The 12867-nt window shown below is 41.2% G+C and carries 12 protein-coding genes; 4 read left to right on the top strand and 8 right to left on the bottom strand.

Annotation, left to right across the window (positions count from 1 at the left end):
• The first annotated feature begins 31 nt into the window (after window positions 1-31).
• Entirely contained in the window at window positions 32-493 is a 462-nt protein-coding gene (locus AB3N61_RS02495; RefSeq protein ID WP_367898395.1) for a GNAT family N-acetyltransferase, read from the top strand.
• On the opposite strand, the gene AB3N61_RS02500 is transcribed toward AB3N61_RS02495, so the two are convergent.
• The 5 genes from AB3N61_RS02500 to AB3N61_RS02520 all read right to left on the bottom strand — a co-directional run bounded on the left by AB3N61_RS02500 (window position 494) and on the right by AB3N61_RS02520 (window position 5723).
• Window positions 494-2533: a PP2C family protein-serine/threonine phosphatase gene (locus tag AB3N61_RS02500; RefSeq protein ID WP_367898396.1), complete on the bottom strand. Its 2040-nt coding sequence runs from the start codon at window positions 2531-2533 to the stop codon at window positions 494-496.
• Between the two features lie 33 nt (window positions 2534-2566).
• Window positions 2567-3523, bottom strand: coding sequence for a glycerophosphodiester phosphodiesterase (locus AB3N61_RS02505; RefSeq protein WP_020768544.1), 957 nt, complete (start codon window positions 3521-3523; stop codon window positions 2567-2569).
• 101 nt (window positions 3524-3624) lie between these two features.
• On the bottom strand, window positions 3625-4344 hold the full coding sequence (locus tag AB3N61_RS02510; protein ID WP_020768605.1) for an MIP/aquaporin family protein: 720 nt from the start codon (window positions 4342-4344) through the stop codon (window positions 3625-3627).
• An 8-nt stretch (window positions 4345-4352) separates the two neighbouring features.
• The gene (locus AB3N61_RS02515) at window positions 4353-5093 is read right to left on the bottom strand and encodes an SDR family NAD(P)-dependent oxidoreductase (protein WP_020768531.1); all 741 of its coding nucleotides are present in this window, start codon (window positions 5091-5093) and stop codon (window positions 4353-4355) included.
• A 174-nt stretch (window positions 5094-5267) separates the two neighbouring features.
• Entirely contained in the window at window positions 5268-5723 is a 456-nt protein-coding gene (locus AB3N61_RS02520) for a MarR family winged helix-turn-helix transcriptional regulator (protein WP_367899045.1), read from the bottom strand.
• 198 nt (window positions 5724-5921) lie between these two features.
• On the opposite strand from AB3N61_RS02520, the gene AB3N61_RS02525 reads away from it, so the two are divergent.
• Window positions 5922-7127, top strand: coding sequence for an FAD-dependent oxidoreductase (locus tag AB3N61_RS02525; RefSeq protein ID WP_367898397.1), 1206 nt, complete (start codon window positions 5922-5924; stop codon window positions 7125-7127).
• Window positions 7128-7145: 18 nt separating this feature from the next.
• On the opposite strand, the gene AB3N61_RS02530 is transcribed toward AB3N61_RS02525, so the two are convergent.
• The gene (locus AB3N61_RS02530; RefSeq protein ID WP_367898398.1) at window positions 7146-9077 is read right to left on the bottom strand and encodes a ricin-type beta-trefoil lectin domain protein; all 1932 of its coding nucleotides are present in this window, start codon (window positions 9075-9077) and stop codon (window positions 7146-7148) included.
• A 358-nt stretch (window positions 9078-9435) separates the two neighbouring features.
• Between AB3N61_RS02530 and AB3N61_RS02535 the strand changes: the two genes are divergently transcribed.
• Window positions 9436-9975, top strand: a complete 540-nt coding sequence (locus AB3N61_RS02535; protein WP_020768538.1) for a DUF4442 domain-containing protein — start codon at window positions 9436-9438, stop codon at window positions 9973-9975.
• 1 nt (window position 9976) lies between these two features.
• Here AB3N61_RS02535 and AB3N61_RS02540 read toward each other — a convergent pair whose 3' ends face one another.
• Window positions 9977-10822 carry a diguanylate cyclase gene (locus AB3N61_RS02540; RefSeq protein WP_367898399.1) on the bottom strand — a complete coding sequence of 282 codons (846 nt, stop codon included), beginning with the start codon at window positions 10820-10822 and terminating at the stop codon, window positions 9977-9979.
• 88 nt (window positions 10823-10910) lie between these two features.
• The gene (locus AB3N61_RS02545; protein WP_020768598.1) at window positions 10911-11861 is read right to left on the bottom strand and encodes a helix-turn-helix transcriptional regulator; all 951 of its coding nucleotides are present in this window, start codon (window positions 11859-11861) and stop codon (window positions 10911-10913) included.
• 64 nt (window positions 11862-11925) lie between these two features.
• On the opposite strand from AB3N61_RS02545, the gene AB3N61_RS02550 reads away from it, so the two are divergent.
• A complete protein-coding gene (locus tag AB3N61_RS02550; protein WP_367898400.1) occupies window positions 11926-12747 on the top strand; it encodes an alpha/beta fold hydrolase in 822 nt (273 codons plus the stop codon).
• Window positions 12748-12867: the final 120 nt, after the last annotated feature.

Below are 12867 nucleotides of genomic sequence, written 5' to 3' on the forward strand. Positions count from 1 at the left end.
TCCGAAACGGTACTAAGGAATTGGAAATAAAATGGATCCTAAAATAAAGATCAGACTACAAGACCCTGAAACAAACTCCGCTATCTTAATGATGGATGCACTATGGAAAGAAATACAGTCCAGATACGGTTTTCAAGCGCCGAACCCGATGAAGGGTGAATATTTTAAAGGTCCTAGATATGGATTTTGGATCGCCGAACTGGACAATCGGCCGATCGGAAGTATTGCGATCACACCTTGGAATGATTCGATTGCGGAATTGGATGTGATGTACGTGGATCCCGAATTTAGGGGAACAGGACTCGCTTCCAAACTGATCAACGAATCGGAGTTATTTGCAAAACAAAACGGATTTAAATCCATTCGATTGAGAGCGGGCGCGCCTCAGCCGGAAGCATTACGTTTTTATGAAAAACACGGATATACTCGTATCGATTCTTTCGGAAAATGGGCTTCCGACGAAACCGCTTGGTGTTACGAAAAATCGATATAGTTAGACCCTTTCTATCGCTATCAGACTGATATCATCCTGCGGTTGAGAATATTCTAACCATAGGTCCAAATCCTTCATGACCATGTCCGGGATATTTTCGATCGGTTCTTTTGAAAGTTCCGAGATCCGATTCCTGAGCCTGGATTCCCCCCAGGCTTCTTTTTTGGAATTGAATTGTTCAAATACTCCATCCGAAAAAAGGAACATCCTGTCCCCGTTAAAAAAATCCATCTCTTGGTTTTCATAACTTTTATTGTTTTTAAGACCTATAATAGCGCCTGTCCTTCTCAAGTTCGTAAGATTAGAAGAATGTACCAAAATCTGATCGGGATGTCCCGCGGATGCGTAAACAAGCCTATTTTCTCTTGCATAAATATCCACGATGATGGAAGAGAATATGGTCCCTAAAGACGAGAACTTTCTTTGGAACTTGTCGTCCAAAAGATCCAAGCAGAATCCCGGATCTTTTGCTCCGAACTTGATCCCTTCGTACTCGGCTTTGATAGCCATGGTGACTAACGCTGCCTGTACTCCGTGGCCTGTCGCATCCGCAAGAAAGATCCGATAAACTCCGGGAGAAACCTCGAAAATATCATAAAAGTCTCCTCCTACTTCGTCTCTTGGAAGATACTTTACCGCGTATTTTAATTCTTTATAAGACTCTACATTTTCAGGGAAAAGTTTTTTCTGTATTCTTTGGGCTACGAGTAGATCTTTTCGGATTCTTTCCAGGGAATGATTCAATTCGGACGTTTTTTCCCGAACTAGAACTTCCAAATTATCCTTTAGGATATTTAACGCACTGTTTGTGATCCTTAGATTTTCGCTGAGTATTTCGGATTTTCGGAATGCTCTTGCGATCTTTCTGGAAAGCACCAATGATTGGGAAAGAGTAAAAACTAGAAGTCCATAAGGAGAAAGATTGATCCCTCTAAGATTCAATTTGTCCCAAAGTAGATCTATTCCTACCGTGATCCCGAATGCAAAAAATCCCATGAGGAATAAGAGTGAATCTTCTCTTTTTCTCCAAACTCCCAAACAAACGGTAAAAAGAACATATAACAGGCCTATGCCGGTTACGATCTGAAAAGGACCTACGATACTTGTAAAAAATCCGATCGGAAATAATAGGGTGACATTGTAAGCGATCGCTAATACCCAAGCGGCTGCGGGCACCCATGAGAACGTATCCTCCGGGAATAAGGAGCGATGGAACATCAAGAAGATCGGAACCGCAGTATAGAAGGAGAAGAACTCCAATCTAAAAACGGACTCCCAAGGAAAGTCGGGAAAAATTTCCAGTACTAGTCTGTTTCCGATCAACGCTACTCGTAAAGTTAATAAAAACGTAAATAATGCAAAATAGAAAGCCGATCTTTCTTTCCTTCTAAAAAGAAAAAGACCGGTATGGTAAAGTCCGATAAGAAGAAGTCCTCCGAACAAAAAGGATTCTCTGGATTGCGTAATCAGTTTTTCCCTATAAATCGCCCCTAAGGTTCCCAATTTTGGAACCTGCCAGAAACCTCCGAAATTATTGATCCAGTTGGAACCTTGGATTAAAATTTCCGTATTCTCCTTCTCTATCCTTAAAGGTAAATATACGGATTTGATCCTAGGGATTTCGGAAGAATGTTCCAGACTCGGAGTGCCCGACGAATATATTAGCTTTCCGTTATAGTATAATCTGTAAGCGGATGCGAAGTCCGGCATAAATAGGCCGATCTCTTTTTTCAGATCTTCTTCCGGGAAAATAATGGATAAACGAAAACTGGCCGCGCCTTCTCTCGGAAGTATTCGTTCTCCTTTTTTAGTGTCCTGCCAAGAATTTGGAATGGATAAAAAGTCCCAATTTGTTTGGGAACTTTTTTCCGGAGGAACAAACTCGCCGTAAATGAATTGCCAGTTTCCGTTTAACGGAATGAGCTCGGAATGTTCCGTAAGATCCTGAGAGGAAATTTGTAATACTCCGTCCCGGATCGGCGCAGCTTCTAAAGAGAAACAAAAGCAAAAAGTGGAAAGAAGTAAAAGAAACCGCTTCACTTCCCGTTAGGATAAGCAGAACCCGAAGTGTGTCTAATGTTTTTTAAGAACAGAGTTCAATCTATCGGGATAATCCGTAATAATTCCGTCCACACCTGCTTTAATTAATCTTTCCATTTCTTCCGCATCGTTAACGGTCCAAGGGATCACTTTAATTCCCGAAGAATGAGCCTGGAAAACGAATTCGTCCGTCACGTATAAGAAATAAGGAGAAATAATATCCGCTTTTACCTCTTTGGTTTGATTTAAAACAAGTTCCCTTCTGGAATTACCGAGCCCGAATTTCATAGCGGCTCCTTGGGGATAGGTGAGGGAGAATAACGCGGAAGTTTTGATCTTAGGATTTTTCTTTTTCACCAAAGAGAGAGCAGGAAGATAAAAAGATTGGATCGTGGTGCGATCAGTAACTTTAGCTGTTTCGATCGCTTTGATCAGCAGATTTACATGCGCTTCTAATATTTCATTCGAGACCTGAGACTCAGCATCATTGGGAAATTTGGTTTCTATATTAAATTTAGGGATTTGCCTTCTTTTTCCAGTCCTTTCCCAGGTTTGTATTTTTTCAAAAAATTCTTGGATGGTCAGAAGTTCCGTGCCTGGAACGGAGATCTGCTCCGGGAACTTAGGATTTTTTTTGGTCCCACAATCCAGTTCTTTTAATTCCGCAAGAGTCAATTCGTAGATGGATCTGGGAACTATCTCTGATCCGTCTTTCTTAATACAAATGGCAGGGTTCAGTTCGGAATCATGATGTATTACGATTTTTTGATCTTTGGTCAGAACGGTATCGAATTCGAGTGTGGTCATTCCTTGGGAAAGCGCCTCTTCGAATGCCGGCCAAGTATTTTCCGGTTTCAGACCTCTTGCTCCCCTATGGCCTTGTAGGTCCAGATCACCTTCTAACGGTTTGTTACGGATCTGTTCTCCAGAGCAAGATAGATAGACCAAAGAGAATATTAAGAATGTTTGTTTTATATTAAATAATTTCATACCGTCGATTAGATACTACCAAGTCGTTAAGGAAAGACAATTTTGTAATTTTGAATAATACAAAATCGTATCTTCCCTTTTTTAAAAAATGGTTATAAAGATCATAATATAATTCTCAAGAAGATGCCTGCAATTATCCCCCCAGTTAAAGGAGCAAGAATGGGAAGCCATGCATACCTCCATCCGGATCTTCCCTTGTTCGGGATAGGGAGAATATAATGCGCCAATCGAGGCCCTAGATCTCTCGCGGGATTGATCGCGTATCCTGTGGTCCCTCCCATAGAAAGTCCGATTACCCACACCAAAACGCCTACATATCCCACTCCGATCGGCGTAGTTACATCCGCGATCTGAGCGGAGAAGATGGAATGAATTCCGATAATTAATAAGAATGTTCCTAAAAATTCGCTGATAAAGTTGGAAGGCGGATTGGATATGGCCGGATCCGTGGAGAATACGGCTAAAATTTTTCCCGGATCTTTAGTTTCTTTCCAATGAGGAAGATAATGTAGATATACTGCTACCGCTCCTAAGAATGCCCCGATAAGTTGAGCAGGAATGTATATTGGGATTTTTGAATATTCTCCCGACTGTACCGCAAAAGCTAATGTAACTGCAGGATTCAAATGGGCATCAACACTCCCGAATGCTTTGGCTATAAAAACCCCTAAAATTACGGCGAATGCCCATGCAGCCGTGATCACGATCCATCCGGAATCCTTTGCTTTAGATTTTTCTAATAAAACCCCGGCTACTACTCCATCTCCCAGAAGTATGAGCACGAACGTGCCTAAAAATTCTCCAAAAAAAGGGGATGTCATCTTATATTTTACCTCATTTTTCCCATCAGTCTAACTGTGGCCTTTCTTCCGATCAGCTTAGAGACTTTTACTAAAACCTTATTAGGAAGTCCGGAAACCACAGTGGGGGAACTTCTCTTTTTCAAAGCTGCTAAAGCGTATTCCACCAAAGTTTGCGCAGATTGAGCGATCGCTTTCGGAAAATCCTTCGGATCTCCTCCCGCTCTTTCGAAAAAGTTGGAAACAGTCACTCCAGGGCAAAGCCCCATAACATAGACACCTCTTTTTTTCTGTTCGTACCATAAGGACTCGCTGAAAGAAGTTACGAATGCTTTTGTCGCAGAATACACACCCGAGGAAGGCATAGGAACAAGTCCCAGAGTAGAAGAAATATTCATCAAAGAATCTCCTTCTTTAGAATTTTTTAAAAAAGAATACGATAAAGAGACAAGTGAATCGATATTAAGACGGGTCATCGCCTGTAATCTGGGCAAATCCGCCTTATGAAAAGGACCGTACACGCCGAATCCCGCGTTATTTATTAATAAATCGTAATGGTTTTCTTCTAATTCCTTTTGGATCTTTGCGGTCGATTTCGGGTCGGACAAGTCGGCAACGATAAATTTGTGACCTTTTCCAAGTTCATCCATCAGCTGTTTAAGTCTTGCTTCATTCCTTGCAACTGCGGTGATCATATAACCTTTTGCAGCAAGTTGTTTCGCGAATTCTCTTCCGATCCCTTCGCTTGCTCCTGTGACTAAAGCTTTCATCCTTTCCTCCCCTAAAATTTCCCGAAAAACTAGGAATTCGTTTCGTTCTAAAAGTTTTCGCAGAATTGTTCCGCAAGATCGGCTAGTTGAGCAAGCTTAAAAATATCGGCGCTTTAGTAGAATCTTTCTAAAAGGTTTCGTAAAAGGCCGTGTGGATTTCAAGACTCCGAGGGCTTATATATTCGGTCGGTTTTGTAAGAGTTTTTCTCTCTCTTCTTCCATGATCCGGATCGATTTGCGAGTATAATCCAAGATGATCTTTAATTCTTCAGCCGTATAGCCTGAGAGCTGTTCCCAAACGGATTTGGCTAAACCTTCGAATAGGCTTCCGATTTTTTGCATAGCCGCCATGTCCTGGGTTAGAAAAATTCTCACCTTTCTTCTGTCGTTCGGGTCATTCTTACGTTCCACAAGCCCCTTCTTTTCCAACCGATCAATGAGAGAAGTTACGGCACCGGTGCTAAGTCCCATTGTTTTAGAGATCTCTCCCGCAGTTTGGGGACCCAGTGTAAATAAAAAGTCCACACATTTGTGGTCCGTGATATGTAGCCCAAGCCGATCTGCGATCGTCTGGTGGAACAAAATAGATACAGTGCTCAGGTTTTTGGAATCGGTCATAATGGATTCCATCAATTCGGGCTTCGTTTTTGGGATTTTTTTGTCTTGCAATTATTTTGACCGTCAAATATCTCGATAATCAAGATAATTAATCGTCGAGTTAATTCGATCTAAGGAGAACAAACATGGCAGAAAATAGCAAGAACGAAATTCCGGCTTATTCCTTGGTCTCAGCTTTCACGGTGATCAAAACCGCATTCGGAGGATAATATGAAAGGGGAGAGACCCAATTTTATAATCGTAGGATCCGGAATTTCAGGACCTTCTCTTGCATTATTTCTAAAAAGGGCAGGGTATGGAGTCCGCCTAATGGAATCCTATTCTCGTCCGGCGGAAGATATAGGAGGTGCTCTTCAAATTGCACCTAATGGAATGAAGGTGATCAGAGAATTAGGTCTGACTTCTGAAATGTTGAGGATAGGAACGGTTTCCGACGAATTGATTTTCCGAAATCATGCCGGAAGGGTACTTGCAATGATCCCTAACGGTTCCGTTACACAATTTGGAGAACCGGCGATCGTGGTTTCCCGCGCAAGATTCCATCTTCTTTTATTGGAAGCGGCGGAGAAGGAAGGAATTCCGACCGAGTATGGAAAAAAATTCTCACATGCTGAGTTTCCTTTAGATGGAGGAGTGATCGCAAAATTCGAGGATGGCAGTATTGCTGAGGGTGATTTTTTGATCGGAGCAGACGGGAATCATTCCAAGGTCCGCAGTTTTCTTTTTCCTAATTTTCCAAAACCTGAATATACTGGAATTTTAAATGCGGGAGGATTTGTTCCCGCGAATGTGATCCCCGAAAAATATTCTAAAAGAGGACCGATACATTTTACTTTCGGACCGGAAGGTTTTTTCGGTTTCGCTGCTTGCGGAAATACGGAAGATACTTCCTGGATGTGGTGGAGTAATATTCCTCGAGATAAGGAACTATCCAGAGAAGAAATGAATTCCTTAGACGATCGGTCTTGGAAAGAGAAAATATTAGAAATACATAAAGGATGGCACGATCCTATAGAAAGAATAATCCAGGCTTCTTCCATTATCCTAAAAGGGAATGTTCACGACCTGAGAAGTCTTCCTAAATGGGGAAACGAAAAAATTTTGTTAATAGGCGATGCAGCTCATGTAATGAGTCCACATACCGGCCAAGGGGCTTCTATGGCTTTGGAAGATTCTCATACTTTATTTTTACTTTTAGAAAGATCCGATTCGATTCAGAAAGCGTTTAGGGATTTCGAAACGATCAGAAGACCTAGAGTAGAAAGAATTATAGAGGAATCTAGAAGGAATGGGAACAGAAAGAAAAAGCTGAGTCCTGTGGGTTGTTGGATCAGAGATAGGATCCTAACCCTGGCCTTACCAAGTTTCGCTAAGAAAGGACAGGATTGGATGTACAATTACGAGGGAATCAAATAGATCCCCTCGTTCTTAGAATTAATATGATTTTTTCCAGCGTTGGTTGCTGCCGTTATGGAATTCCCATTGGTGAACCAAAGAGCCGTTGCTATTCGCTGAAGCGTCTACAGCATATAACGAATTGATACGATTTCGGATAGTATCTCCCACGAAATCGAATCTCATATTATTCATGTCCTTACAATCCCAGAGAGCGATCTTTCCTCCGTTACGAGTTTCTCCACCGTTATCCATACATTTATATGGATTCAGTTTGCTTCTGAGGAAACTGTTTCCTGCATCGTAATACCATTTTTGAGCATCCGTTCCGTTACAGTTATAAACTTGGATCCTTGCTCCGTTTGCAGTGCTGCTATTGCTTACATCCAAACAGAGATTAGAGGCTTGGTTAACCAAAGCGAAGTAAGGAGATTCGTAATTTTTCTCCCAACGTTGATTATTTCCGCCATGCCAGGTCCATTGACTGACCAAGGAACCGCTGGTAGAACCGTTCGCATCCACCGCGATGGATTGATTCTGCCTAACTCGCATAGAATCGTCGTAAAAATCGAATCTCATATTATTCATATCTTTACAATCCCAGAGGACGATTTTTCCTCCGTTCCAATTCTCCGCCCCATTATCCAAACACTTGTCAGTATTCAATTTACTTCTGAGATAACTTGTGGAATGTTCATAGAACCATTTTTGAGCGTTAGTTCCGTTACAATTCCAAACTTGAACACGAGCATTATTCTCAGTGCTGCTATTGCTTACATCTAAACATAGATTGGATTGTTTACTTTTTAAAGTAAAGTATCTCGGTTCCAAATCGTTCACATCCATACAAGCTTCGAAAGCATATTGTGAAAAACGAGGGCCTGCAAAGTCCACCATCGCGATATTCAAACGTTGTCCCGATTTTTTAGCTTCTCTATCCAAATCATAAACGAAACTTGCATGATCCAATTTATCATTGGTAAGATCTTGTATACTTCCCCAGTACGGAGGGAAAATGATCTGAGCCGCATTAGGAGTGAGGATCATCTGAGCTACGTAAAATTTCCCCTCTCTATTATCCTTGATGCGGGCCCTTAGTCCGTTGACTAGGTCGGATTCACTTCCGGTATTCTGCCAATCGCTCTTCATTGTTTGGCCTTGGTTCCAATACAGTTCGGACAAAGCGGAATAATTTCCACCGCCCCAGATCAGGATTACGTTCTTATCCAAGTCCCAAAGTTGGGAAAAGTTAACTGAATTTCCTAAATAACGTGGAGCCATTCTGGAACCTAAATAAGGAAGAACCAACTGGTCTTTCAGTTCATAATGTTCCGCATCGTTCATACTGTTCACGTTTTGGATATGTACGAACACGATCTCTTTCTTACGATTATTCACGAACGTGGAAAGATGTTGAAATACTTCCTGAGCCGGAACGGAAACGCTGGACCCGTGATGGATACGAAATTGTCCGTTTATTTTTTTGATCCTAAGGTCGAAGTAACGATACCCGAGAGATAATTGTTCCCCTACCGTGTATTCTTGGGTTTGTGAAATATTCTCGTCAATTCCCTGGATCCCATAAGTTCCCGAGTCATGCGTTCCTGGAATACAAATGTTTCTTAGCTGAGTATTAGATTTGGACAAGTATCCGCTGCTCATCCAAGACTGCGGATCGATTTGCAGTTTTGGAGCATATACAGGAATCGGGCTTCTCCCGTTTTTGCCTTTAGTGCCCCCGCCCTCGAAAGGGATCCCGCTTGGTTGGTCCAAAGGAGCTGGGGTTAGGTATTCTGCCTTGTAATTTATGTCAGCCGAAAGAGAACCACCGGATTTACCGTTGGATTGGACTAAAAATAGCAAGGAATCGTAGTTTGAGGAGGAATCTTTACATCCCGCCCCGACTAGGGACACAGCGCAAATAAATGCGGCAGCAACGATTCGAGGAAGAAGAGTCGTGGATCTTTTCATTTTTTCACCATTCAAATGATCTTTTTTATGCATTACAAAAACTTAATGCTTTGCTCCGGTATCCGGAGTAGAAAAAGAAATACTCGAAAGTTTATCCCTGTCAACGTCCTTTCGAATATTTTTAAAAAGTTCACATAACGATCGTTTTCTAAAGAATGAAAAGGTTATAGATATATTATCTTAATATAATCGGAATATAAGAGTCTCCTTGGTTACTCTCTTGGAACTTTTTACTCTCCGTTGATCGATAGTCTATGTTGTGAGGACGGACTATAAGGGGGATTTTTCGGAATGGATAGAAGGGAAATCGTTTTGACGAGAAGAATGTCGTTTTCATCCTGACAGCAAAGAATCCGTTATGAAATTATATCCGAGCGATAAAAATGAATCTCTATCTTCTTGGTGGTTACGTTTTCGTTTGAACCATTGGCCTTGTTTGTGGTGTACCGGGGGGAAAATACAATTCATCTCTTCCGATATGAGAGAGCTTCATGTTAGCCTAAAAAAAAATTTACGTACATTAAATCGAGTAGGAACAATTTACGGGGGAAGTATCTATAGCTCCGTTGATCCGTATTATATGTTGATGATGATGTGGATTCTCGGGCCGGATTATGTGGTATGGGACAAGGCTGCAAAAGTAAAATTTGTCCGTCCCATTCTTGACAAAGTGAAGATCCGATTTTTGATCACGGAAGAATTGATCCAAAAAACGAAACAAGATATATTAGAAAAAGGTGAAATTGTTTTCGATCTTCCTGCAAAGTACGAGGACGAAGAAGGAAACGTATACGCCACTTTCGAAAAGACGATCTACGCCGCTTCCAAGGAATTTTATGAGAAAAAGCTGGCCGCTAAAAACATAACATCCGCTTTTAAGCCCGGCAAAAGAAGTTAAATTAGAAGTTTCCTGTTTGGACTTTTTGCAGAAGAATATCGTATGTGGAACCGTCTTCCGGATACATTGCCACTCCCAAGGAGACGGTAATTTTCACTTTTCCCCAAGAACCGTTGGAGCTATACTCCGAAAATAATCTTTTGATTTTCTCCGCTCTTTCCAAAACAATATTCTTGTGCGCTCCGGGAAGAAGGAGTAAGAATTTTTCACCTCCGATCCGAGAAGCGATATCACTTCTTCTGGAATTTTCCAAAAGTATCCTACCCATTTCTTTCAGAAGGAGGTCTCCTCCGCTATTACCGAAAGTCTCGTTGATCTCTTTTACACCGTCTATATCAAAAAAAACCACTCCGATGGTGGTCCCACTTCTTTCCGCTCTATGCAGTTCCGCAAGGAAAGATTCGATCATATATTCTCGATTAAAAAGCCCTGTGAGTTTATCACGGATCTCTAATTCTTTAATTTTGTTTTCTCTTCGTCGAAAAAGGGCTTCGTATCTTTTTGCCTTGGCTTCTAAAAATGTCTTTTCTGTGATGTCCCTAAAATAGAACGCTTTTGCAGGTTCTTTTTCATCTATAAGGATTGGAATTGTCCTGCATATAAATCTTTTTTTACCCGAAGTAAGGTGCAAGGTAAGATGAGAATGTTCTTTGGAATCCGCTTGTGAGAGTTTCGGATACCAAGAAGATTGTTTCAGGTCATTTTTTTCGGGAACAAACCCAAGTTCTTTCGCCTGAGAATTTGAATCCAAAAGTTTTCCCTTATTATCGGAGATTAGGATCGCATCCTCCTGGTTTTCCAGAAAGTTCGGATTTCGGATCCAGTAGTTTTTAGGAGAAAAAGACATGAAAAAATTCTATTCGAAAAATTATCCCCGATTTACAGGAAAATCAATCTTCTTATGAGTCGCCGAGGGTTCGATCCGGAGGAAGATTTTATTCGTAAATTTTTAGGATTTGTTTAGCCTTATGTCGAATTGCTTCCTGCAATTCCAAGGGTTCTAGGACAAAGACGGAATCACAATATTGCAGCATATTTCCTAACGCCCATTCTTTGGTTTCCATATCGATTATCATTTCTGTAAAACCTTTTTGTATAGGTTTTTGGTTCAGGCATTTCATGTAAGGAATACTTTTGATATGTTCCGCAACGGAATCAGTGACTTTAATTTTGATCAGATATTTAGGGACTCTGGATTTGAATTCCTTGATCCATTCTTCCCAATATTTTCCGAGATCGAATTTTTTAGGTCTTTCGAATCTTTCCGTTGTGATTGTCGCTTCTTTGATCCGAGAGATCCGATAAACCCTCATTTCTTTTCCTCGTTTGGCAACTACATACCAGATAGTGTCTTTTGCCACAAGTCCGTACGGGTCTATGATCCTCGGTTCGGGTTTTCCTCCGTCTTTTTCGTAGATGATCTTTACTTTTTTTTCCTCCCAAACTGCGTCTTGTAGTATAGGAAGAACCGGAAGTTCTCGGATCGCGCGCCCCCAACCTAGACCGTCTATATGAATTCTTTGTCTGGCTGTTTCCGCATCTTTTTTATATGCGGGAGGGAGAGAAGCCATCAGTTTGACGAATGCGGAATCGAAATCCTTCTTCTTTCCTAAATCTTCCAAGACCCGAGAAGAATGTACAAGAAGCAGGGAGATTACTTCTTCCTTCTTAAAGCCGGTAAGGTTCGTCCTATAACCTTCGCTTAAACTCCAACCTCCGCCGATCCCTCTTTCCGCATAGATCGGAATACCGGCGGAAGAAAGAGCTTCCATATCCCTATGCACTGTTCGTTCGGAAATTTCCAATTTTTTGGAAAGTTCCTTAGCGGTGGTCCTTCCTTTCGCCTGTAGATGTAGAAGGATATTTAGAAGCCTATCAGCTCTCATAAATTTAGTATAAATCTATAAATATGACAGAACTTGTCATGTATAATCTTCTATACTTGTTTTTATGATTACTTTAGCAACTTCCGTTTTTGGCATCGTTCTTTGTAAAGGTGAAATTATCAAAACCTCCGTTCACGGTCCTACGGGAAAAATTTCCTATAGAGACGAGGGATTCGGCGGTATACCTGTGGTATTTATCCATTCTTTTGGCGGAAATGTTTCTCATTGGGAAGAGATAAAAGAGGCGCTCGTCCCTAACAGAAGAGTAGTCCGAATAGAACTCAGAGGGCATGGAGATTCTGAATTTCCAAAGGACGGAGATTATAAGATCTCTTCTATGACGAAGGATCTTGCCACAGTGGTAAATCTTCTGGGATTACAAAGATTCGTACTCGTCGGTCATAGTATGGGAGGAAGTGTCGCATTACAATACGCAGGAGAAAATCCAAGTAGGGTGGCAGGATTGGTTCTTGTAGACTCCAATGGGGACCCTGAAAAATTGCCTGAGTCCTTTCGTGCTCAGATCAAAAACGCCTTACTTTCGGATGCTTATGTGCAAACTACGGAATCTTATTGGGAACAATTGTTAGCAAATTCTAAACCTGAAGTAAAAGAAAGACTGATGAAAGAATTAACTAGGACTCCAAAAGATATGGTGATCAAGATCACTTCCGAATTATTGGATTATAATCCGAACCATTCTTTAAAAAGATTTGTAGGCCCAAAACTTGCGATCGTTACTCCCGAAAACGACGACCAGTATGCATTGCATAGATTACATTTAGGATTTCCTCATAGGGTGATCTCAAATGCAGGGCATTGGTTGCAATTGGACCAACCGGAAGAATTTCGCAATATTTTGGAAATCTTCCTACAAAAATTCTAAGATACGAAAAACTCCCGGATGTTCGTCCGGGAGCCCACTACAAGATTTTCATCGAACGAGAGTTATAGATTATCGTAGGAAAAAAATTTCGGAAATCCCGTGTGATTTTCGAATTTCTGA

Origin of the sequence: Leptospira sp. WS58.C1 (assembly GCF_040833995.1) — a bacterium.
GTDB lineage: Bacteria > Spirochaetota > Leptospiria > Leptospirales > Leptospiraceae > Leptospira_B > Leptospira_B cinconiae.

What these genes read in the sequence shown, in the direction of transcription:
- AB3N61_RS02540 (WP_367898399.1), bottom strand. Translation starts at nt 10,822, where the DNA reads ATGTCTTTTTCTCCTAAAAACTACTGGATCCGAAATCCGAACTTTCTG.
- AB3N61_RS02515 (WP_020768531.1), bottom strand. Translation starts at nt 5,093, where the DNA reads ATGAAAGCTTTAGTCACAGGAGCAAGCGAAGGGATCGGAAGAGAATTC.
- AB3N61_RS02545 (WP_020768598.1), bottom strand. Translation starts at nt 11,861, where the DNA reads ATGAGAGCTGATAGGCTTCTAAATATCCTTCTACATCTACAGGCGAAA.
- AB3N61_RS02550 (WP_367898400.1), top strand. Translation starts at nt 11,926, where the DNA reads ATGATTACTTTAGCAACTTCCGTTTTTGGCATCGTTCTTTGTAAAGGT.
- AB3N61_RS02495 (WP_367898395.1), top strand. Translation starts at nt 32, where the DNA reads ATGGATCCTAAAATAAAGATCAGACTACAAGACCCTGAAACAAACTCC.
- AB3N61_RS02520 (WP_367899045.1), bottom strand. Translation starts at nt 5,723, where the DNA reads ATGGAATCCATTATGACCGATTCCAAAAACCTGAGCACTGTATCTATT.
- AB3N61_RS02530 (WP_367898398.1), bottom strand. Translation starts at nt 9,077, where the DNA reads ATGAAAAGATCCACGACTCTTCTTCCTCGAATCGTTGCTGCCGCATTT.
- AB3N61_RS02505 (WP_020768544.1), bottom strand. Translation starts at nt 3,523, where the DNA reads ATGAAATTATTTAATATAAAACAAACATTCTTAATATTCTCTTTGGTC.
- AB3N61_RS02510 (WP_020768605.1), bottom strand. Translation starts at nt 4,344, where the DNA reads ATGACATCCCCTTTTTTTGGAGAATTTTTAGGCACGTTCGTGCTCATA.
- AB3N61_RS02525 (WP_367898397.1), top strand. Translation starts at nt 5,922, where the DNA reads ATGAAAGGGGAGAGACCCAATTTTATAATCGTAGGATCCGGAATTTCA.
- AB3N61_RS02535 (WP_020768538.1), top strand. Translation starts at nt 9,436, where the DNA reads ATGAAATTATATCCGAGCGATAAAAATGAATCTCTATCTTCTTGGTGG.